Annotated in this window: 21 protein-coding genes and 1 pseudogene; 10 read left to right on the plus strand and 12 right to left on the minus strand. The window is 69.7% G+C overall.

The window, feature by feature from the left end; all coding sequences use genetic code 11:
- Both ACLEQD_RS14160 and ACLEQD_RS14165 read left to right on the plus strand, forming a co-directional pair.
- A pseudogene (locus tag ACLEQD_RS14160) lies at positions 1–167 on the plus strand (DUF58 domain-containing protein); the annotation flags it as partial.
- A 242-nt stretch (positions 168–409) separates the two neighbouring features.
- Positions 410–3,130, plus strand: coding sequence for an SNF2-related protein (locus ACLEQD_RS14165; protein WP_410384415.1), 2,721 nt, complete (start codon positions 410–412; stop codon positions 3,128–3,130).
- Between the two features lie 25 nt (positions 3,131–3,155).
- Here ACLEQD_RS14165 and ACLEQD_RS14170 read toward each other — a convergent pair whose 3' ends face one another.
- The 4 genes from ACLEQD_RS14170 to ACLEQD_RS14185 all read right to left on the minus strand — a co-directional run bounded on the left by ACLEQD_RS14170 (position 3,156) and on the right by ACLEQD_RS14185 (position 6,115).
- The gene (locus ACLEQD_RS14170) at positions 3,156–3,494 is read right to left on the minus strand and encodes a Smr/MutS family protein (protein ID WP_338268224.1); all 339 of its coding nucleotides are present in this window, start codon (positions 3,492–3,494) and stop codon (positions 3,156–3,158) included.
- Complete coding sequence (locus ACLEQD_RS14175; RefSeq protein WP_410384379.1) at positions 3,427–3,738, minus strand: hypothetical protein; 312 nt, start codon at positions 3,736–3,738, stop codon at positions 3,427–3,429. Before ACLEQD_RS14175 ends, ACLEQD_RS14170 begins: the two co-directional genes overlap by 68 nt.
- A 38-nt stretch (positions 3,739–3,776) precedes the next feature.
- Entirely contained in the window at positions 3,777–4,835 is a 1,059-nt protein-coding gene (locus ACLEQD_RS14180) for a DUF72 domain-containing protein (protein ID WP_410384381.1), read from the minus strand.
- A gap of 359 nt (positions 4,836–5,194) precedes the next feature.
- Entirely contained in the window at positions 5,195–6,115 is a 921-nt protein-coding gene (locus ACLEQD_RS14185) for a diacylglycerol/lipid kinase family protein (protein ID WP_410384382.1), read from the minus strand.
- A gap of 154 nt (positions 6,116–6,269) precedes the next feature.
- Here ACLEQD_RS14185 and ACLEQD_RS14190 point away from each other — a divergent pair, with 154 nt between their 5' ends.
- Genes ACLEQD_RS14190 through ACLEQD_RS14200 form a run of 3 tightly spaced genes read left to right on the plus strand, consistent with a single transcriptional unit; the run spans position 6,270 to position 8,301 of the window.
- The gene (locus ACLEQD_RS14190) at positions 6,270–6,947 is read left to right on the plus strand and encodes a Fic family protein (protein WP_410384384.1); all 678 of its coding nucleotides are present in this window, start codon (positions 6,270–6,272) and stop codon (positions 6,945–6,947) included.
- Positions 6,944–7,609 (plus strand): hypothetical protein, encoded by a 666-nt coding sequence (locus ACLEQD_RS14195; RefSeq protein ID WP_410384386.1) that lies wholly within the window; start codon positions 6,944–6,946, stop codon positions 7,607–7,609. The genes ACLEQD_RS14190 and ACLEQD_RS14195 overlap by 4 nt, the downstream gene beginning before the upstream one ends.
- The gene (locus tag ACLEQD_RS14200) at positions 7,606–8,301 is read left to right on the plus strand and encodes a hypothetical protein (RefSeq protein WP_410384388.1); all 696 of its coding nucleotides are present in this window, start codon (positions 7,606–7,608) and stop codon (positions 8,299–8,301) included. Before ACLEQD_RS14195 ends, ACLEQD_RS14200 begins: the two co-directional genes overlap by 4 nt.
- A gap of 17 nt (positions 8,302–8,318) precedes the next feature.
- Here ACLEQD_RS14200 and ACLEQD_RS14205 read toward each other — a convergent pair whose 3' ends face one another.
- Entirely contained in the window at positions 8,319–8,984 is a 666-nt protein-coding gene (locus tag ACLEQD_RS14205) for an Hsp20/alpha crystallin family protein (protein ID WP_410384390.1), read from the minus strand.
- A 166-nt stretch (positions 8,985–9,150) separates the two neighbouring features.
- Positions 9,151–10,038 (minus strand): PhzF family phenazine biosynthesis protein, encoded by an 888-nt coding sequence (locus tag ACLEQD_RS14210; RefSeq protein ID WP_410384392.1) that lies wholly within the window; start codon positions 10,036–10,038, stop codon positions 9,151–9,153.
- Positions 10,039–10,182: 144 nt separating this feature from the next.
- Between ACLEQD_RS14210 and ACLEQD_RS14215 the strand changes: the two genes are divergently transcribed.
- Together ACLEQD_RS14215 and proC are read left to right on the plus strand one after the other, a co-directional pair.
- Positions 10,183–10,959, plus strand: coding sequence for a YdiY family protein (locus ACLEQD_RS14215; RefSeq protein ID WP_410384394.1), 777 nt, complete (start codon positions 10,183–10,185; stop codon positions 10,957–10,959).
- A 15-nt stretch (positions 10,960–10,974) separates the two neighbouring features.
- Positions 10,975–11,826 carry a pyrroline-5-carboxylate reductase gene (proC, locus tag ACLEQD_RS14220; protein WP_410384396.1) on the plus strand — a complete coding sequence of 284 codons (852 nt, stop codon included), beginning with the start codon at positions 10,975–10,977 and terminating at the stop codon, positions 11,824–11,826.
- On the opposite strand, the gene ACLEQD_RS14225 is transcribed toward proC, so the two are convergent.
- Positions 11,808–12,491, minus strand: coding sequence for an ArsR/SmtB family transcription factor (locus tag ACLEQD_RS14225; protein ID WP_410384398.1), 684 nt, complete (start codon positions 12,489–12,491; stop codon positions 11,808–11,810). The two genes, proC and ACLEQD_RS14225, sit on opposite strands and share 19 nt — an antisense overlap.
- A 63-nt stretch (positions 12,492–12,554) precedes the next feature.
- Here ACLEQD_RS14225 and ACLEQD_RS14230 point away from each other — a divergent pair, with 63 nt between their 5' ends.
- From ACLEQD_RS14230 to ACLEQD_RS14240, 3 genes are all read left to right on the plus strand, one after another.
- Complete coding sequence (locus ACLEQD_RS14230) at positions 12,555–13,673, plus strand: cytochrome P450 (protein ID WP_410384400.1); 1,119 nt, start codon at positions 12,555–12,557, stop codon at positions 13,671–13,673.
- Complete coding sequence (locus ACLEQD_RS14235; protein ID WP_410384402.1) at positions 13,673–14,017, plus strand: antibiotic biosynthesis monooxygenase family protein; 345 nt, start codon at positions 13,673–13,675, stop codon at positions 14,015–14,017. The genes ACLEQD_RS14230 and ACLEQD_RS14235 overlap by 1 nt, the downstream gene beginning before the upstream one ends.
- Before the next feature lie 146 nt (positions 14,018–14,163).
- Positions 14,164–14,499, plus strand: coding sequence for a hypothetical protein (locus tag ACLEQD_RS14240; RefSeq protein WP_410384404.1), 336 nt, complete (start codon positions 14,164–14,166; stop codon positions 14,497–14,499).
- Between the two features lie 12 nt (positions 14,500–14,511).
- Here the strand turns inward: ACLEQD_RS14240 and ACLEQD_RS14245 are convergent, their stop codons facing one another.
- From ACLEQD_RS14245 to ACLEQD_RS14265, 5 genes are all read right to left on the minus strand, one after another.
- A complete protein-coding gene (locus tag ACLEQD_RS14245) occupies positions 14,512–15,267 on the minus strand; it encodes a DUF5953 family protein (RefSeq protein WP_410384406.1) in 756 nt (251 codons plus the stop codon).
- Positions 15,264–16,181 carry a DUF6310 domain-containing protein gene (locus ACLEQD_RS14250; protein WP_410384407.1) on the minus strand — a complete coding sequence of 306 codons (918 nt, stop codon included), beginning with the start codon at positions 16,179–16,181 and terminating at the stop codon, positions 15,264–15,266. Before ACLEQD_RS14250 ends, ACLEQD_RS14245 begins: the two co-directional genes overlap by 4 nt.
- 374 nt (positions 16,182–16,555) lie before the next feature.
- Positions 16,556–17,641: a hypothetical protein gene (locus tag ACLEQD_RS14255; RefSeq protein WP_410384409.1), complete on the minus strand. Its 1,086-nt coding sequence runs from the start codon at positions 17,639–17,641 to the stop codon at positions 16,556–16,558.
- Positions 17,642–17,765: 124 nt separating this feature from the next.
- Positions 17,766–18,119, minus strand: coding sequence for a hypothetical protein (locus ACLEQD_RS14260; protein WP_410384411.1), 354 nt, complete (start codon positions 18,117–18,119; stop codon positions 17,766–17,768).
- A gap of 176 nt (positions 18,120–18,295) precedes the next feature.
- Complete coding sequence (locus ACLEQD_RS14265; RefSeq protein WP_410384413.1) at positions 18,296–18,718, minus strand: hypothetical protein; 423 nt, start codon at positions 18,716–18,718, stop codon at positions 18,296–18,298.
- Between the last annotated feature and the right edge of the window lie 757 nt (positions 18,719–19,475).

A 19,475-nucleotide genomic window follows, 5' to 3' on the forward strand; every position in this document is an offset into this window, starting at 1 on the left:
CCCTGCCGCCTACGCGCGCCAGGCCGCCGCCCGCATGGAGGCCGAGTACCGCCGCACGCCACCACGCTGCGCGACGCGGGGCGCTGGTGGTGCGCGCACCGGCACGCGGCTTCGGCGCCGCTGCACTCAACGTGTACCTGGACGTGAAGGCGCGCGGGCGGCTCTGAGGAGTCCTGTCGCATTCGTCAAGCCTTTTGGAGCACTCCGGCGCACGCGCACGCGCGTGGCGTTCCGCCGAACGCCACGCTTGCCAATCGCGCGGAGGCCGAGTTTTCGGCCTCCGGGAGGACCCCCTTTACAGATGCCGATCGCTGCCCAGAATGGCGCGCCTCAACTGTTCGCGCGCACGCGCGCACGCTCCAAACCGGACGGGAGGCGGGACTTGGCGGAGGTAGCGAGGGGTTTGAAGCTGGAAGTGGAGGCGGACGCCGCGGCCATCGCGGCCCGCGCCGCGGAGGAGCTGGTGGAGGCGGGGCTGACGCCCTTCCACGAGCGGCTCCTCGCCGAGGAGCTGCTGGCGCGCAGCGGTGACACGCAGCAGCGGCTGGCCAACGCGCTGGCCGAAGCGAAGGTGGACCTCAACCCCCACCAGGTCGAAGCGGCGATGTTCGCGCTGGACGCGCTGTCGCGCGGCGGCTGCATGTTGGCGGACGAGGTGGGCCTGGGGAAGACCATCGAGGCGGGCCTCGTCGTCGCCCAGCTCATGGCCGAGGGCAAGAACCGCATCCTCATCCTGGCCCCGGCGGTGCTGCGCGCGCAGTGGAATGCAGAATTGCGCGAGAAGTTCGACCTGGACAGCGTCCTCGTCGACGGCCGCGACGTGAAGAAGCACAACAACTGCTTCGACCAGCCCTTCCCCGTCATCTGCTCGCACCCGTTCGCGGCGAACAAGTCCGCGCTCGTGTCGGAGATTCCCTGGGACCTGGTCATCATCGACGAGGCCCACCGCCTGCGAAACGCGCACCGGCCCAACAACAAGACGGGCCAGGCGCTGCGCGCGTCGCTGGCGGGCCGCCCCAAGCTGCTGCTCACCGCCACCCCGCTCCAGAACGACCTGATGGAGCTGTTCGGCCTGATGTCGCTGCTGGACGAGCAGATTCTGGGCCCCGAGCACGCCTTCCGCAGCCGCTACCGCGCCGACGAGGGCGGCGGCATGACGGAGGCCGCCGCATGCGAACTGAAGGAGCGGCTGGCCCCGGTGGTGCAGCGCACGCTGCGCCGGCAGGTGCGCGAATACGTCCGCTACACCAACCGCCGCAGCATCGTGGAGGACTTCCACCCGTCCCCCCAGGAGCACGACCTCTACGAGAAGGTCAGTGAGTACCTGCAGCGCTCGGAGGCCGCGGCCATCGAGCCGGGCAAGAAGACGCTCCTGACGCTGTGCTACCGCAAGCTCCTGGCCTCCTCCACGTTCGCCATCGCGCCCACGCTGCGGCGGCTGTCGGAGAACCTGGAGAAGCGCCTGACGGCCGCGCGGCTGGGACAGCAGGCCCTGTCGCTCTTCGAGCCGGAAGAGGCCAGGCAGTTCGTGGAGGAAGGCGAGGAGTGGTCCGACGACCCCGCCAAGGCGCCCCAGGTCCGCACGCTGGAGCAGGAGGTCTGGGAGCTGCGGCAGTACGCGGACCTCGCGGACTCCATCCGCATCAACGCCAAGGGTGAGGCCCTCAAGCGCGCGCTGGACCGCACCTTCGCGGTGATGCGCACGCACTCCTGGCCGGAGAAGGCGCTCATCTTCACGGAGTCCAAGCGCACGCAGCAGTACCTCTTCAACCTGCTGTCGGAGCACGGGTACAAGGACAAGATTTCCCTCCTGTCCGGCGACGCCGGCGGCACGCCCGAGGAGCGCCGGGCGCTGGTGGAGGAGTTCCGCCACAAGACGCAGATCCTCATCTGCACTGAGGCCGGCGCGGAGGGCCTCAACCTCCAGTTCTGCAACCTGGTGGTGAACTACGACCTGCCGTGGAACCCGCAGCGCGTGGAGCAGCGCATCGGCCGGTGCCACCGCTACGGCCAGCAGCGCGACGTGCTGGTGGTGAACTTCCTCAACCGGCAGAACGCGGCGGACGCGCGCCTGTTCGAGCTCCTGGAAAAGAAGCTCAACCTCTTCGACGGCGTGTTCGGCGCGTCGGATGAAATCCTGGGCGCGCTGGAGAGCGGCGTCGACTTCGAGCGCCGCGTGCTGGACATCTACCAGTCCTGCCGCGACCCGAAGGACATCAACGTCGCCTTCGACAAGCTGCGCGAGGAGCTGGAGGGCAGCATCAACCAGCGCATGACGTCGATGCGCTCCGTGGTGCTGGAGCGCTTCGACGGCGACGTGCGCCGCCGGCTGCGCGTGGCGGGAGACGCGGCCAAGGAGGTGGTGGCCAAGCGCCAGCAGGAGGCGAAGGCGCTCACCGGCTCCGTGCTGGGCAGCCGCACCTCCGGACGGCTCCAGGTGGCCAAGGCCGCCTACGCGGTGCGCGACCGCACCCAGGACACCGTCAGCTACCTGCAGCTGGACGCGGCGGGCCTGCCTTCACGGCTGGCGCGGCTGGCCGGCAGCGAGGGCTGGTGGTTCGTCTACAAGTTCGAGACCACCGGCCTCAAGCCGGAGGAGAAGCTGGTCCACCTGGTGCTGGTGAAGGACCGGGACGGCGGCTTCCGCGCCCTGCCGCTGACGGACGGTGTCCACTTCACGAAGCTCGACGCCAAGGAGGAGAAGCGGCGGCAGCCCGCGCCGGTGTCGGTCCAGCTCATGCAAGAGCAGTCGCTCATGACCGCCAAGGATGAGCTGATTCGGGCCGCGGAACGGCGCAACGCGCTGGAGCTGGACAAGGCCAAGGAGCGCGCGGACCGCTACGTCGAGGACTGCCTGATGGAGTCTCGCGAGGTGGTGGAGGCCGCCCGCCAGGCGTGGTTCGACGCGCGCAAGGACGTCTCCGGCATCGAGGACGTCGCGGAGCGCGCGAAGGCGCGGGCGCACTCGGACCGCCTGGAGCGCGACTACCGCCGCAAGCTGGCGTCGCTGCGCAACGAAGAGGAGAAGCGCTACGCGTCCAAGGACCGGCAGCTGGCGGAGCTGGCCAACAAGGGGCGCGTGACGGAGAAGCGCACCCTCATCGCCTCCGCGTACTTCTGGCTGTCCTGAAGCCTCCGGCCACGGCCCCTCCCCGCTAGAGGGGCTTGAGCCGCACCCACGTCGCGCCCCAGCCTCCGTCCGCCTCGGAGGCGGTCTGGAAGCCCTCCACTTCCGGCAGCGTGGGCAGCAGGGACTGCACGGTGCGCCGCAGCGCGCCCGTCCCCTTGCCGTGGATGATGCGCACGTCCAGCACGCCCTTCTGGCGGCAGGCCCAGAGGTACTCGGTGACGAGCTCCTTCACCTCGCGAGGCTGGAAGAGATGCAGGTCGAGGTTCCCATCGACCGGAATTTCTACCGCCCCCAGCTCATCGAGCGTGGGCGGAGGCTCCGGACCCTCCGGAGGCAGGGGTGGGAGTGGCTTTCGGCGTGACACCGTAGCGGGCCTCCTCCTGGCGGTGCTTCTCCTCGGCCGCCAGACGCTGGCGCTCGCGCGCGAGCCGGAACTGTTCCTTGAGGCTGGTGATCTCCCCCTTGAGCGAGGTCATCTCCTCCTTCACCGCGCCCTGGGAGTGGGCGTTCGCCTCGTCGACGTGGTTGCCCGCCCGCTTGCCTTCCGAGCCGGCACCCCCGGCGGAGGTCATCTGCATCAGCAGTGCAGCCAGGGTCATCGCCTTCATGGGCTTTCACGTAAGCAAGCGCCGTGCTCGCGCGCAAGTCATGTTGCGTGCGCAACGCTTCGCTGGCCGCCCTCCTCCTTGTGTGACACGACGCGTTCCGCGAGCCGGACGGCGGACAGGGGCGCGCTGCCCTCCGCCTTGTTGTTGATGGTCACGAAGACGGGGCGCTCGCGCCGCACGGCCGCCATGCACACGCGGGCCAGCACGTCGCGGGTGCCCACGTCCTCGTCCACCAGCCGGTTGAAGGGCGCGTAGCGGGCGTAGGCCTCCTCGTAGCCCAGGTTCGGCGGCAGCATCCAGCGCACCACCACCGCGCGGGCCTCGAAGGCGCGCGTGAGCTTCGCCTGCCGCGCGACGGGCGGCATGTGGGCCCACACCGCGAGCACCGGGCTCACGCCCGTGTCCGCGAGCGCCTGCGCGAAGGCTTCCGTGAGCAACTCCTCGTTGCGGACCTCCACCGCGTACAGCGGGCCCTTCGGCAGCGCGGAGAAGAACGCGTGCAGCCGCTCCACGAAGCGGCCCGCGCCGCCCAGCGCCGCGGGGTCCTGCGGCGGGAACTGGAAGACGAGCGGGCCCGCCTTGTCCCCCAGCCCTTCCAGGAACGGCGCCACCACGTGGTCCACCGCGTAGGCCGCCTGGAGGAACCGGTCGTTCACCTGCCCCCGGTGCGCGCCGTAGCGCTCGTGCACCGGGAAGCGCGCCAGCGTGCAGGCCTCGTGGGCCTTCACCAGGAAGCGGAAGCCGTCCGGCACCTGCTGGGCGTACTCGGCGAAGGTGGCCGCCGGCACGGGCGCGTAGAACGTCCGGTCGATGCCCACCGTGCGCAGCACCGGGTGGTGCGCGTAGGCGGCCAGGCCCTCGCGCGCCAGCTGGGTGGTGCTGGCCTCGTGGTCGTAGACGAGGCCGTCCCAGCCCGGGAAGGTCCACGACGACGTGCCCAGGTAGACGCCCTGGGGGAGCTGCTCGCCCAGCATGCGCAGGCTGTCGGACGGCTCGGCGGGCCCTACCGGCTGGGTCCGGCGCCGCGAGGACACGGGCGGCTCCTCCACCGCGCCGGTGAAGAGGTCGAACTGCGCGGGTCGTCGCGATGCGCTCATGCGTTCAGCTCCTCTCCCGGGGCGGAAAACCGAGGCGGGCCCCTGGGAGTAACCCCGGAGCCCAGGCGATGCAGCAGGTTGCCTGGAATCAGGGCGACGTTCCAGGTTTCTGGCACGCCCCCCAGGCAGACGGGCACGCACGGCCTGTCTTCCTCCCGACGAGACGGTCTGTGATTGGCAAGGCGTCCAAATGCAAACTCAGTCGAAGCGCTGCAAGTCCTTCAAGCCAGTGCTCTCCGCACTGCGTCCGTAGAGCTTGACCGTGATTGCAGCGTCCGGCTGGGGGCATCGAGGTGGACCCGGCGCAGCGGGCCGTCTTCACCAGCCCCGTGACGCGCCGCGCCCGCCCCGCTCCGGCGCTAGACCTTGAGGCGGATGGCGCCGGGCAACATCGTCATGGTGCAGGGCAGCCGGCCCGGCGTCTCGCCGTCCACGTCCAGGAACACGTCGCCGTCCTCCGACTCCGCGTGGATGGTGCGGCAGCGCAGCCGCCGCGTGCCCTTCCAGGTGACGTGGTCGCCGTTGTAGACGCCCTTGGACTTGAGGACGAAGTCGGACAGGCCGTAGTTGGACCAGATGGTGACGTCGAAGAGGCCGTCGTGCGTCACCGCGTCCGGCGCGACGAACATGCCGCTGCCGAAGTAGCGCCCGTTGGCCACCGCCACCGCGGTGACGCTCACCGTCTCCGGCGTGCCGCCATCCACCGTGAGGCGCACCTGCCGCTCCTGGTACTTCAGGAGGCCCTTCACGGTGCCCCACATGAAGCTCAGGTTGCCGCCCAGCGCCTTGCTGCCCTGGTTCACCTCGCGGGCCACCACCGCGCTCACGCCGAACGAGGCGATGTTGGCGAAGAAGCGCGTGGCCGGGTTGCCGTCGTTGTCGATGAACTCCAGCCGCCCCACGTCGAAGGGCTCCGTCGTCTGCGTGCGCAGCCGCTCCAGCGCGGACGTCAGCTCCAGGTCCCACCCGAAGGTGCGGCGGAAGTCGCCGCCGGTGCCCCGGGGCAGCAGGGCCAGCGTGGCCTGGGGGTTGATGACCTGCCCGTCGCGGAAGAAGCCGTTGGTGACCTCGTTGAGGGTGCCGTCGCCCCCCACCGCGACGATGCACTCATAGCCGTCGTCGATGGCCTGCCGCGCCAGACGCGCCGCATCCATGCCGCCGCTGGTGAAGCCGTGCCCGAACTCACCGAGCACCTTGCCCACCAGCGCGGAGATCTCCACCCAGCGCTTCCCCGTCTGCCCGTTGGCGCTGCGCGGGTTGACCACGAGGAACGTCTTCATTCAGTGCCTTCTCCCTGCGAGAACGGCTTGTTTACGCAATTGTGCGCCCAGGCTCCACTCCGTGACCCACATGAGGGCCCCGCGGCCCGGGGTGTTTGTCACCCGGACCGCTCCGTGATGGGCTTCCCGCCCCCGATTTCACCCCGGACCCCGAGTGAAAGCCCCCACCTCCACCGAGCAGCTCGCGCCCCACCGGGAGGCCACGCGCGCCCTGGACTGGGCGCTGCCCGCGCTCCGGGCGGACCTGGCGGCGGCGGCGAGGCAGCCCTTCCGGGAGACGGGCGCCCAGGAGGACTTCCTCCTCCGCCATGACGCACCGGCCCATGAACCCCAGGGGCCGGCGCGGACGGAGCGCTTCGAGCGGGCCCTGGGCCGGGTGCGGAGACTCGCGGACGCGGGCGAGCCGCTGACCTTCCCCCGGATGGTGGAGGTCCAGTCGGAGCTGCTGGGCGGGCCCACGGGCTTCCGCACCGGGGACGCCTTCGCGTGGGGCGGCGCGCACCGGTACGCGCACGTGCCCGGCCTGGAGGCGGCCTTCCGCGAGAAGGTGGAGGCGGACGCGCGGGAGGAACGCCATCCGGTGGCGCATGCCACCCGGTTGTACCTGGACCTGTGTTTCTTCCATCCCTTCCCGGACGGCAACGCCCGCGCGGCGCGGCTGTGGCTGGAATACATGCTGCGCCGGGGCCGGCTGCCCACGCCGCCGCTGGCGCCCGTGGTGCTGTGGCCCAAGCATCCGGGGGACGCGGTGAACTACACGCGGCTGGCAAGGCTGCTGGCCCGGAGCATCGCGGGGCCGGACGCCCCGTGCCGCAACGAGGTGCCCGAATGAGCAGCAACGCTTCGGCTTTCACGTGGCGCCGCATCCGCGACAGCCTGGATGCCTATGCGCCGCCATCGCTGGCCTCCCGGCTGCGAGAGGTCCTGGCCCCCTTGCGGTCCGGCAGCATCCATCCCTCCCAACTCAAGCAGGCGAGGAACGCCGTGAAGGACCTGCTCCAGGCCGAGCTGGGGCCCTGGTACAGCGAGAGCGGACTGCCCCTGGGCAACGAGGTGCTGGGGGGCTATTGCTGGTGTCACTCGTTCTTCAACCAGAACCCGCCGCATCGGACGATGGACGTGGATGCGAACATCCAGCTCATGCTGGAGTCGCTGGAGCGGATCCGTTCGTTTCTGTACGCGCTGGACGGCGTGTACCAGACCTCGCGCCGTCAGCTCGAGCTGGCGGCTGAAGACAAGGCGCTCCGGGCGAAGGCGCTCGCGGAAGCGCTGGTGCGGACCGTGGAGTTTACGGCGGAGACGACGTCCTGTGAGGAGACCTGGTACCAGGTCGCGCAGGACGCCATGTCGTGGTGCATCGAGGCGATGGGGCTGCCGCTGTCGGACGCCACGCAGGAGCAGTTGGACACCGCCTTCGTCTTCGAGTCGTGGATCGCGCCCGCCCCGGAAGCCCTCCGGGCCGCGGCGGCGCGGGTAGCGGAGGTGGCCGTATGAGCAGGTCCGCGCTGGGCGACTGGCTGCGCATCCGCGACAGCCTGGATGGGTATGAGCCGGAGAAGCTCATCCGCCTGCTGCGTGAATACCTGGCGCCGCGCGTGCCCCCGGGGACGCGCAAGCTCACGGACGAGCAGCACGACACGATGGCCAAGCACGTCCAGAGACTGCTCCACCAGAACCTGGGGCCCTGGTACACGGAGACGGGCCTGTCCCTGGGCAATGAGAGCTTCGGCGGCTACTGCTGGTGTCACCGCTTCTTCAGGCAGAAGCCCACCCCGAACATGGACGTGGAATACAACCTCCAGCTCATCATCGACGCGCTGGCGCGGTCGCGCGAATGGCTGTTCAAGCTGGACGCCCACTTCGAGGCGCTGAAGCGGAACCTGCCTTCGGGGCCAGACGACCGCGACATCCGGATGCTCGCGCTGTCGGAGGGAATCGTCACCACGATGAACCTCACCATGGAGGCCACGGGCTGTGAGGAGTCCTGGTCCACCTTCGCGGAGGAGGCGCTGGCGTGGATGTTCGACGCCATCGGCCTGCGGCCGGGCTATCAGGCCGGCAAGCTGATGCGGAAGCTGTTCACCTTCGAGTCCTGGCACTCGCCCCCCGAAGAGGAGCTGCGCGGCTCGGCGGAGAAGGTGGCGGCGGCCGTCGTGGAGGACGAGGGCCACCGACACATGCACTGAGCCGCGCGCCCGTCCCTTCAGTGGATGGGCTTCCCGGGCTTCAGCCGGGCCTTCTCGCTCGAGCCGCCCTTCACCTCGATGCGCTTGCCCTGGATCACCTGCTCCGGGAGCTTCAGGGAGATCTCCAGCACGCCGTTCTCGAAGTTCGCCTGCACCGTCTCCATGTCGATGTCTTCCGGAATCGGGATGACGCGGCGGAAGGAGCCGGTGCCGCGCTCCAGGCTCCAGACGCCTTCGGCCTCCTCTTCCTCCTCCACCTCGAAGCTGCGCTCGCCTTCAATCACGAGCAGGTCCTTCAGCAGCTCGACGTGGATGTCCTCCTGCTTCATGCCCGGCAGGTCCGCCTTCACGATGAGGTTTCCGTTCCGCTCCAGCACGTCCACCTGCGGCGACCAGAGGCCTTCATCCACCAGGCCACCGCGGACGCCGAGGCCCCGGCCTCCGAAGCCGGTGACGAGCTGGTCCATGTCCTCCAGCATCCGCCGCAGCAGTCCGAACGGGCTCACGGGCACGGCCTCCCGGCCGAGGGCCGATGCAATGGACTCGCGGCGGGTGATGCCCGCGCCCGTCCTGGGCTCCTGGGCCTGCGAGCCGCCGCCCTGCACCTCGGGCTGGGCGTTCTTCACGGCGGGCGGGGAAGAAGGCTTCCCCTGGGCCCCCGGGTTCTTGTGCGCGGTTGCCATTGACGTCCTCCCCCGGTGGCGTCCGGCTGGCGCCCGGCCGCTGGACCGCCCCGGTGACTCGAGCGGGGATGGGATTATCCCATCCTCCAAGTTGGCCGCGCCCCCGGGAGGCATCAAGGGTCCGGGGCCGGCGAGCCCCGGTGTCTGTCATTGGAGGGAGCCCCCGCTACGCGAGCAGCGTGGCGTCCATCACGGTCAGCGCCACGCCGCCCACGCGGGCGCGCTCGATGTGGCCCGGCCGCCCGGTGACCTGGATGTCGATGCGGCCGGGCTTGCCCAGCGTGTCGCCCTGCTCGATGCGGCTCGCCACCGTGCCGCCTTCCGCTGGCAGGCGAAGGCTCCCGTGCTCGGCGAGGTACGCCGCCAGCGGACCCGCGGCGGAGCCCGTCACCGGGTCCTCCAGGATGCCGAACCCCGGGACGAAGTAGCGCGCCTGGGCCACGCTCCCCTCCTCCTTCGCCTCGCGGGTGAAGAGGTAGACGCCTCGCAGGCCGTGCGGCATCAGCAGCGCGTTCATCGCGGCGCCTCGCGGCGTCAGGGCCTCCAGGTCCGCGAGCCGCAGCAGCGGCACCACCAGCCGGTGGCCCTGGCGGATCACCGGCAGCGTCGGGTCCACCTGCGCGGCCGTTCCGCCGAGCGTGGCCATCAGCGGCTCCAGCGCCACGGGGTTGGGCTGCGCGGGCGGCTGGGGCGTGGTGATCCACACGCGCGTCCCTTGCGCCCCCCGGGACTCCAGCTCGATGCCGAACGTGCCACCGGGGCACTCCAGCGTGTACGTCCCCGGGCTCCTCAGCAGCCCCTTCTCCGCGAGCAGGTGGAAGGTGGCCACCGTGGCGTGGCCACAGAAGGGGATCTCATCCACGGGCGTGAAGTAGCGCAGGCGCACCGTGGCGTCGCCGGGCCGGGACAGGAGGAAGGCGGTCTCCGACGCGCTGACGGCCGCGGCGGTCCGCTGCATCATGGGGACCTCCAGCGCGGACGCGTCGAGCACCACGCCCGCGCGGTTTCCTGCACCGGCGGTGCGGGTGAAGGCATCGATGATGTGGACCTGCATGGGCGGACTCCGGACAGGGGAAGGGCGAGGGGAACGGCGCAGGCATGCTCCGCTCCGGGATTGCCGTCAAGCGCCGGACCGACGTGCCGGGGCACCGCACAACGGGGTTGATCAGGAGCGCGCAAGCAGGCACAGCGGTAGGACATGGGTTTCCTGAAGCGAGGTGGGTGGGTGGTGCTGGTGGTGCTGCTCCATGCGAGCGGCGCGGCGGCACAGATCGTCAACGTGCAGGCGCTCTTCGACGAGAAGGCGGAGCTGGGTCCGGCCGCGGCCATCGAGCTGGGCGGCGACTGGCGAACGGGCAGCACGCAGCTGTTCTCGATTCGCGGCTCGCTGGTGGGCCAGCTGCGCTCGGAGCGTGACGTCTGGCTGGGCGTCATCCGGGGTGAGTACTCGTTCGCCAGCGGCGAGCGCATCGTCAGTCAGGTGCTGGAGCACGTGCGCTACCGGCGCAAGTTCAGCGACCTGCTGTCGGGCGAGGCCTTCGCGCAGCACGAGTACAACGAGTTCCGCCGGCTCCAGCTCCGGATCCTGCTGGGCGCGGGTCCCCGCTTCGTGCTGCTCAACAAGGAGGCCACGGGGCTCACCTTCGGCGTGGCGCTGATGCTGGAGCACGAGCGGCTGCGCAAGGACGGCGAGCCGGACGCGGGAGACCGCTACACGGATCCACGCGTGTCCAGCTATCTGCTGGGCCGGGTGAAGCTGATGGAGAACATCCAGCTGGTGGAGACGGTCTACTTCCAGCCGCGCGTCACCCGCCCCTCCGACCTGCGCGTGCTCAACGAGACGCTGTTCGCGGTGACGCCCAATCCCCGGGTCACGGTGGGCATCGGCTTCAACCTCACCTACGACAGCGCGCCGCCCGCGACGGTGCCGCCGCTGGACACGCAGCTGCGGACCACCGTGGGCGTGAAGCTGTAGGAGTAGACTCCGGCCATGGACTCCCACCCCGTTCCCGCACCCGTCGCCCTCCTCGGTGGCGGCAAGCTCGCCGAAGCCATCATCCAGGGGCTGCTGCGCTCCGGCCACGCGCGCCCGTCCGACCTCCGCGTCACCGTTCGCCGGCCCGAGCGCGGCGAGGAGCTGCGCTCCCGCCACGGCGTGCACGTCCTCATGGACAACGCGCAGGCGGTGCGCGGCGCGGCGGTGGTCGTGCTGGCGGTCCGGCAGGCGCAGATGCGCGAGCTGATGGCGCTCATCTCCCCTGCCCTGGAGGCGGGGCAGGCGGTGGTGTCGCTGTCCGCGGACGTGCGGCTCGCGCAGCTGGAAGCGGCGCTGCCCCCCAGCGTCTCCGTGCTGCGCGCCATGCCCCACACGCCCGTGCGCGTGGGCGCGGGCGTGACGCCCCTGACGCCCGGGACGCGGGTGACGGAGACCGCGCGGCGGGCCACGGAGTCCCTCTTCGCGGCGACAGGCCGCCCGCTGTGGGTGTCCGAGGAAGCGCTCACGGTGTGCACGGGCGTGTCCGGCACGGGCCCCGCGTATGTCTTCCGGTTCGTGGAGGCGCTGGCCCAGGCCGCGATGGCGCACGGGATGGACGCGGCGGAGGCGGCGGAGCTCGCGCGGGGAACGCTCATCGGCGCGGCGAAGCTGCTGGCCGAACCGGACGCCACCACGCCACGGCTCATCGCGGAGGTGGCGACCCCGGGAGGCATCACCGAGGCGGGGCTGAAGACGCTGGAAGCCCAGGGCCTCTCCCGCGTCGTGGGTGAGGCGGTGTCCGTCGCCATCCAGCGCACGCGGGAGCGCGCGGACGCCTCCGCCGCGGCCTACGTCACGCCGAAGTGACGCTTGAGCCCCCGCTGCCCTCCAGGCGTGACGATGAGGCCGCGGGAGTCGGGCTGACGCTCCACCCACCCCAGCGAGAACACCCGGGAGGCGAGCGCCGCGCCCAGCGCCCCCGCGAGGTGGTCGCGCCGCTCGCTCCAATCCAGGCAGCGGTGGGCGAAGTGGCGCCGCTGCTCACGCACGGGCTCCAGGTCGATGCCGAAGTCCTGGAACCAGGCCTCGCCGCTCGGGGTGAGCGCGAAGGCGCGGCGGCGGAGGGACAGGTGCCCGGCCCGGAGCAGCGCGTCGGTGATGCCCATGCCCAACCGCCCCGCCAGGTGGTCGTAGCAGTAGCGCGCGGCCCGCAGGGGCTCCGGGGTCGCTGACGCACGGGGTCCCCGGACCGCCACCGTCATCAACGCTTCCACCATCCGCGCCACGGTGGGCGTGGCCAGGCGGAACACCTTGTTGCGTCCCTGCTTCGTGGAGCGGACCAGCCGGGCCTGCTCCAACCGCTGGAGGTGCGCGGTCGCCGTCGCGGGGCTGACGCCCGTGCCGAACGCCAGCTCCTTGGCGACGAGAGAACGTCCCTCCATGAGCAGCTCCAGCATCCGGATCCGCGTGGCGTCCCCCACGGCTCCGGCCAGCGTCGTGAGGTCCGGCCCTGCATTCATCGTTCGGTCCATGGCGAACCATTTCCTAGCACACGGACAGGGCTTCGGGAGGAGAGTGCCCGGAACCGAGGACCGATGACACCGCCCACCGACCCGTATCAGGCCGTCACCCACCCCGACCCCTACCCGTACTACGCGGAGCTTCGCGCCCCGGGCGGACTGCACCGCATCCCCGGGTTCGGGCCATGGATCGCGGCGGACGCGGCCACCGTGCGCGCCGTGCTCACGAGCGAGCACTGCCGGGTCCGTCCGAAGGCCGAGCCCGTGCCTCCGCAGCTGGTGGGCAGCGCCGCGGGGGCCCTCTTCGGGCGGCTGGTGCGCATGAACGACGGAGGCCCCTACCCCGCCGTGAAGCAGACCCTGTCGCGCGCGCTGCCGGAGGCGCTGCGGGAGGTGGAGACGGAGAGCCGGCGCCAGGCGGAGCGGCTGTTCGCGAAGCCCTCCCTGTCGCGGCTGCCGGACGCGGCGCTCCAGCTCCCCGTGTTCGTGCTGGCGTCGCTGCTGGGCTTCGCGGAAGACACGCTGGAGGCGACCGCGCGGGACGTGGAGGCCTATGTCCGCTCGGTCGCCGGGCCCACCGTGAGCAGCGATGGCGCGGCGAGGCTGACCGAGCGCGTGGCGGCCTGTTTCCAGGCCACACCGAGGACGGCGTTCACGGCCCGGCTCATGTCGGGCCCTGGCGCGGAGGAGCTGCGCGTCCCCAACGCCGTGGGCCTGCTCACCCAGGCGTATGAAGCGACGGCCGGGCTCCTGGGGGCGACGCTGCGGGCCATTGCTCGCGAGCCCGCGCTGCGGGAACAGCTCTCCCGGGGCGAGTGCACGCTCGACGACGTGGTCCAGGAGGCGGTTCGCCACGAGTCGCCGGTCCAGAACACGCGGCGCTTCACCCACGCGGCGGCGATCGTCGCGGGGCAGGAACTGGAAGCCGGTGCGACCGTGGTCGTCGTGCTCGCCGCCGCGAACCGGGATCCGCTGGAGAATCCGCGGCCCGACGCCTTCCTGCCCCGGCGCGTGGGTCGTCAGACCTTCACCTTCGGCCTGGGCGCGCATGCCTGTCCGGGGCCGCTGCTGGCGACGGCGATGGCCACGGCGGCGGCGGAGCGCGTGCTCGCGACCGGGCTGGACCTGTCACCGCTGTCGGGCGCCGTCACCTGGCGTGCTTCCACCAACACCCGCGTCCTGGGAGGACTGTGATGATTGCCGTTATTTTCGAGGTCTGGGCACACGAGGCGCATCGGCAGCGGTACCTGGATCTCGCGGCGGAGCTGCGGCCGCTGCTGGCGGGCATCGATGGCTTCATCTCCATCGAGCGGTTCCAGAGCCTGAGCGCGCCAGGAAAGCTGGTGTCGCTCTCCTACTGGCGCGACGAGGCGGCGGTGGCGGAGTGGCGGCGCCTGGAGGCCCACCGCGAAGCCCAGCGCGAGGGCCGCGAAGGCGTGTTCAGCGACTACCGCCTGCGCGTGGCGCACGTCGTGAGGGATTACGGCCTGAAGGACCGGGCGGCCGTGCCCGCTGACAGTCGCACCGTGCACGGCTGAAGCGGCCAGGGCACGTCGGCTGCCTTTCCGTCCGTCCCTCGCATGCGGGCCAGCCCTCCCCCATCTTCTCCTGGGGGTGCACGATGAAGCGAGGGCCATGGAGAGGAGCCTGGGGACTGGCTGCCACGCTGCTTGGGTTTCCGGCGATGGGGCAACTCGAGGAGCCGCCCGAGGGCGCGCCGCAATACTCCTGCTTCGAAGCGGCGCGCGAAGGCAGTGGGGTGAGCGAGAGCGTCGCGGCCCAGCTCTGCCAGGGTGCCCGTTCGGACGCCCCGGCGAAGTGTTTCCAGCGGGTCCAGGAGCGAGCGTTCCTTGAGGATCCGCAAGCGCTCCAGCTCTGCCAGTACGCCCAGCCCTCGGATGATCCCGCGTCCTGTTTCCTCAAGGCGCGGAGGTCCTCGTTCGTGGACGAGCCACAGCTCCTGCTGCTCTGCCGCCCGCTCATCGCGGATCAAATGAACATGTATCCCTACGGTCCTTGAAAGCCGTGTTCATCAAGGGGCCGAGCGACCGCCAATCACAGGGAACCGCTCGTAGGTCCGCAGGAGCGCGTCCAGGTGGACGGGGTTGTCCAGGTCGAGCGGCGCGTCGGTAAGTTGCACGACCCACCCGCCCGTCTCCGTGCGACGCGCTCGCGAAAGCAGGTCCGCGTCCCGGGCCGGGTCTGGGAAACCGATGGCTCGTGCGGTAGCGGCTGACCAGTAGTTCAGCCACCCGAGGTAATAGGGGATCTCGGGCGCAGGGATGTGATCGAAGAGTTTCAGGGCGGGCAACCCGCGACGTGGGGATGGCGGCCCTTCCAGCGTGGGGGCAGTCTGATACGCGATGTCCAGCGCGGCGGCATCCGGCGTCGCATGCCCCCAGAACGCGCGTGCCCCCTCTCCGACGTGCTCCAGCATCTCCCCCGCTGCCGCGATAACAGCCGCGTCTAGAGGCAACTCCGCATGAACGTGGAGTTGCGGCTGACCGCCCGGGCTGAGGCGTCCCGATCTTCCCCGTCCCGAAACCGTCACGGGGTAGCTCTCATCGCCATTGCACAGGAGCGGGAGCTTTCCGCGTGCTGTCGCCTCAACGAGCCAGGCGTCGCGCTGCGGCAACTCGATGGGGCGGCCTGCATCGCCCACTTCCCACTGCAGGCGCAAGCCAGGCAGCGCCCGTTCCATGCCACGGACGACAGCGAGTGTGCGGCCATCATTGGCCACGAGCGCCGGCGCATAGACGGCCAGAATAAGTTCATTTCGAGTTGTCATCGCTTGCATCCCGTGACGGCGATCTTGAGGGCAGGAAGGACAGCGAGCAGCGCGTCTTTGTGCGCTTGGGTGCTCACCCCGATCACGTAGCCATAGCCGCATGCAGCCGCCGCATCCTGCTCCTTTTCTATTTGTTCCAACTCCGTCGCAATCTCCTGCCTCCGAATGAATTTTTTGTACGTGTCGAATTGATGGGTCTTGATCTCCCACAGCACGCGCACGCCCACTTGCAGCGCATCGAAGCGCACGCCGGCCACGAGCACGTCCATTCCGGGATAACGGTTGGGAGGGAACTTGTCGGCGCACTCATTATGAGGGTCATCTCCGCCCGCGTGGGGCACGGGAACAGGCTCGCAACTGGCGCGGCCCGCCCGGTCCACGGGCACAGGAGGCACCGGGGGCTGCCTGTCCTGCCCCGCCGGCTCGGGCTCCAGCCTGGGATTGCGTTGTGTCTTGGCATCCCGGGACGCCACCTTCGTTCCCCGTGAGGTCCCTGCTTCCTCGGGGTAGGCGTGGCGGAGTTCATAGGCATCCAGCGCCTCTTGAATGGCGACGGCGACCACCACCGCGCCAAGCACGATGACGGCGCCCACGGCAATCTCAGGAGCCGCCAGCACGCAGAACCCGAGCCCCACGGCTGCCGCGTCCGCTGAGGCGACCGTGCATCTCCCCGTGGTGTCGCGTAACTCGATCCGGTCATGGTCGAGGGCCGGATAGCAGCGCTCCACCAGCACGGGCCAAGGCTGGGAAGCCTCGTGGACGACGCACCGCCCCCCGTCAGTCCACGGCAGCATCGCCGCTCGCTGGAGATTGGCGATCCTCGGGTTCCGCGCCACGCGAGCGCTCGGGCTCGGCGCTGACGTCGCGCAGGCAGAGAGGAAGAGGAGAAGCGAGATGCAGGCTCGGAGATACATGGTCACGTCCTGGCGAGGAGTACGGGACTTGAACCCGTGGGCAGGGCGATAGCAAACCCCCGCTGGAGGGGCACACTGGGGGCACATGCGGCCCCATAGGGTCAACCCGCTCACGGGCGCGAGCGGCCCGAGTTCCCCAGTTTCGTAGGGCTCACGAGAAGCCCTTGAGAGGCTGGCGGTAGCGTGTGCCCTGGCGAGGTGGAGCTGGGGAGGGGCAGGTGGAGGAGCGGGGGGCGCGTCCCGGCGGAGGCAGCCGGAGGAGACGGTGCTGTACGAGGCGGTGAGGGAGAACCTTGCCACGCTGCTGGCGGAGGGGAGCGACGTGGGGCGCGGCCTGCCCCGGTACGTTCAAAGAACTCGCTCAATCGAAACTGTCACGGTTTCCAAGGTATGCGCCGGCCGATAGCGCTGGCAGGCGCGACCTGACCGTTCGACGAATCGTGCACAACGATGTCCCGCTGGTGGAAGCCATCCCGGTCGTAGTCCACACGGCCGCGTGCGGCGATGTGGAGGGTAGCCGCAGTCGTGGGCTGGGACTCGAGCAGGACGTTGTCTCTCCGGTCAACGATTCGGAAGACGACCGGGATGTCACGATTGATGCCGCCGGTCGAGACGCCGAAGTCGGCCAAGTGGAACCGCCCCGTGGCAGTCTCCCGTATGTCGAAGCACCGGATGTTCGTAGGAGTAGCAGTCGCCAGCCGTGACATTACGGCGCGAACGGCTTCGGCCGCCGCAGGAACGGGAGCCTCTTCCGGCATGCGCAGCTTCTCGGCGTGCACTTCCCCCAGTTGGAGCCAGTTGGGATTCCACCCGAATCCTTCCGGACGGGACAGTTCGACGAATTCGCGAAACACGCCTGGGCACCTTCGGGCCATCCATGCCGCGGCCACATGCTGGTATTCAGGCGCGCTGTTCTGCTCGGCGTCTCGCGTTAAGCCCGCCGGAAAGAGGAACCAGTTCACCGGATGAACGAGTCGGAGAAACTTCGACGTCACCTCGTAACGGGTCAGTCTTGAGTTGTTCGTGCGATGCGGGAGGCCAGCATCAAAGATGTGCTTATGCCGCTTCGCGGTACCCCACGGGCGCGCGACAGTTTCGCAGTGGAAGGTGCCATCCCCCTCGGCTTTCGCCCGGCTGTCGGCGACGGGCGCGATTCGCTGCTCGAGGAGCGACTGAAGACTCCGTTCGAAGAACCCGGGCGACCCGAAGCTCCGATACAGCCAAACCGGAAGCTCGTTGTCGCAAAAGACAACGTCTCGGGCTGACGCTGCCAGACGCACCCGGCGTGCTCGGTGCTCACGTGCAGGAACTCGCGCGTCCCCGTCTTCAAACGAGCCCGTGGCGCGAAGGGGAAGCACGCTGCTCTCGCGCGCGAGATGCTCCAGGAGCCACACATGCGCGTGTTCGATGACGCGCGCAGGAAGCGTGTTTTGCTCTAGGAAGTCGATGAACCGGGTCATGGCTTTCCCCTGCGTGAAACGCCAGCCTACAGGCCGCGCGGGCACGATGCAGTCGCGACCTATGATTCCCCCATGTCGGCACTGTGACGGTGAGGAGGCTCCACCGTCCTTTCGCGGAGTTCCCTCAAACAGGTGCGGAGGAGGCGAGCGCGCGGCTTGAGGCAGCGGCAAGGAAGGAGCGGATCAAGGAGAGGACGCGCGCGATGCGCGGGTGCTGGAGGTAGCGCGAAAGCCGCACCTCTTTTTCCAAGCGCGTCCGCGTGAACTGGAATCCTTCGGACACCTCTTCGCCTTGCGGCAGGGGAATGCACTTGAACACCACGCAGTCGCCCAGCCCTTGGGGCGTCCGGACAAAGGCGAGCAGGACGCGCTCCCCCAGCCAACCCGCTCCCAGGTCCCGGAAGAATTCGTAGGAGGTGTCCCCCTGCGTGAAGAGCACGACGCCGCTGGAGAGCGGCGGGTTGGATGGATGGGCCATGCGGATATCCCTTGCACCTGCGCGGGAGGAGTTCGCGCGAAGGAATGTGCAAGGTAGGGCTCGCAGCCCCCCGTGGGGAACGACGCGGCGGGTTCAACGTCCCCCGGAATCCCTCTCACTCCGAGTGAGGAGGACGGACGCTGAATCGTAAACAGGCGTTACATTTGGCAGGAGCTTCAACGCCAACGTTCGACGGCGATGCCGGCCAAATTACGGCGGGTCACGATCTCGCCCGGCTTGGACTCGTCGCTGGTGGGCCAACCGGAACCATACCGATCCCCCAATTCGATGCAGACCGGCACCCTCTGGCCATTCGGAAGTCGGGCTTCGGTGTAGCGCGCCAGCAACCGGTCCTTGTTCCCCGTCCACAGGTAGCCGGAAAGCAGCGTGCCCTCGGGGAGTGCGGACACTTCGTCGGTATACACTTCGCCCGTCACGGGCCCCTCGCGGTAGACCCCAAGATCCCCCATGCCCTTCTGGCGCGCGTCCACCCAGAAAGGGACAGTGGCCTCCTTCCGCATCCCAAGACCGCCGTCCTTCCTCATGTTGAACATCGCCTTGCGCGCGGCATCAGGGCATTCCGCGGATTCAGGACGCACCTGGGCTCCCGGGCATCCCATCTGGAGGGCGGCGGCGGCGGTCAGGCCTGCGCACGTTTTGAGGAAGCCCCCCCACTCCGCCGGGGGCCACCCCTGGGAAACGGCCAGAGGCTTTGGCTTCCTGGAGGATTCGGGCGGCGGCGAGAGGGGCGAGGGAGCGCGCTTCACGGGAGGACTTTCCTTCGGCTCGGGTGCGGACACGGGAGAGGCTACTTCAGGGGGCTTCGTGACGGGCGCTAGAGGGGAAACCGGTTGCTTCGTCGCTGAGGCCTCCTGCCGTGCGGAGGAGGGGGTTACCGGCGCTCGCTGTGCAGCCGGAGGAGATTTCGAGGGCGTCATGAAGCGCCAGAGCACGAAGCCGCCCAGAAGCACTGCGAGCGCTACCACGAATGGCCCTCGTGCGGTCGCGAGTCCACGCCAGGCAGCCGGGGCGGGCACCTCTTGTGACAGCGCGAGAGGCAGCGCTTCGGGGGCGAGTTGAATGTGGGCCTTGGGGACGTGGAAGGGCTCCCTCCACGCGACTCCCACCTCGGGCAGCAGTGCCGCCAACTCGCGCTTCATCACCTCCGCTGTGGGGGCCCGCTTCTCCGGGTCCCGGGCAACGAAATGGAGGACAGCCGCGCCCAGTGCCGCTGGCACCTGAGGGTTCAGAGAATGCGGCGAGGGCAACTCCAACCGGCCTCCCAGGAACATGGCCGGAGGTTCACTCCAGGGGCGCGCAATCGTCAGCAGGTCATAGAGGCAGATGCCCAGCGCG

The sequence above is a fragment of the Corallococcus sp. 4LFB genome (assembly GCF_046520365.1).
In the GTDB taxonomy this organism is placed as follows: Bacteria; Myxococcota; Myxococcia; order Myxococcales; family Myxococcaceae; genus Corallococcus; species Corallococcus caeni.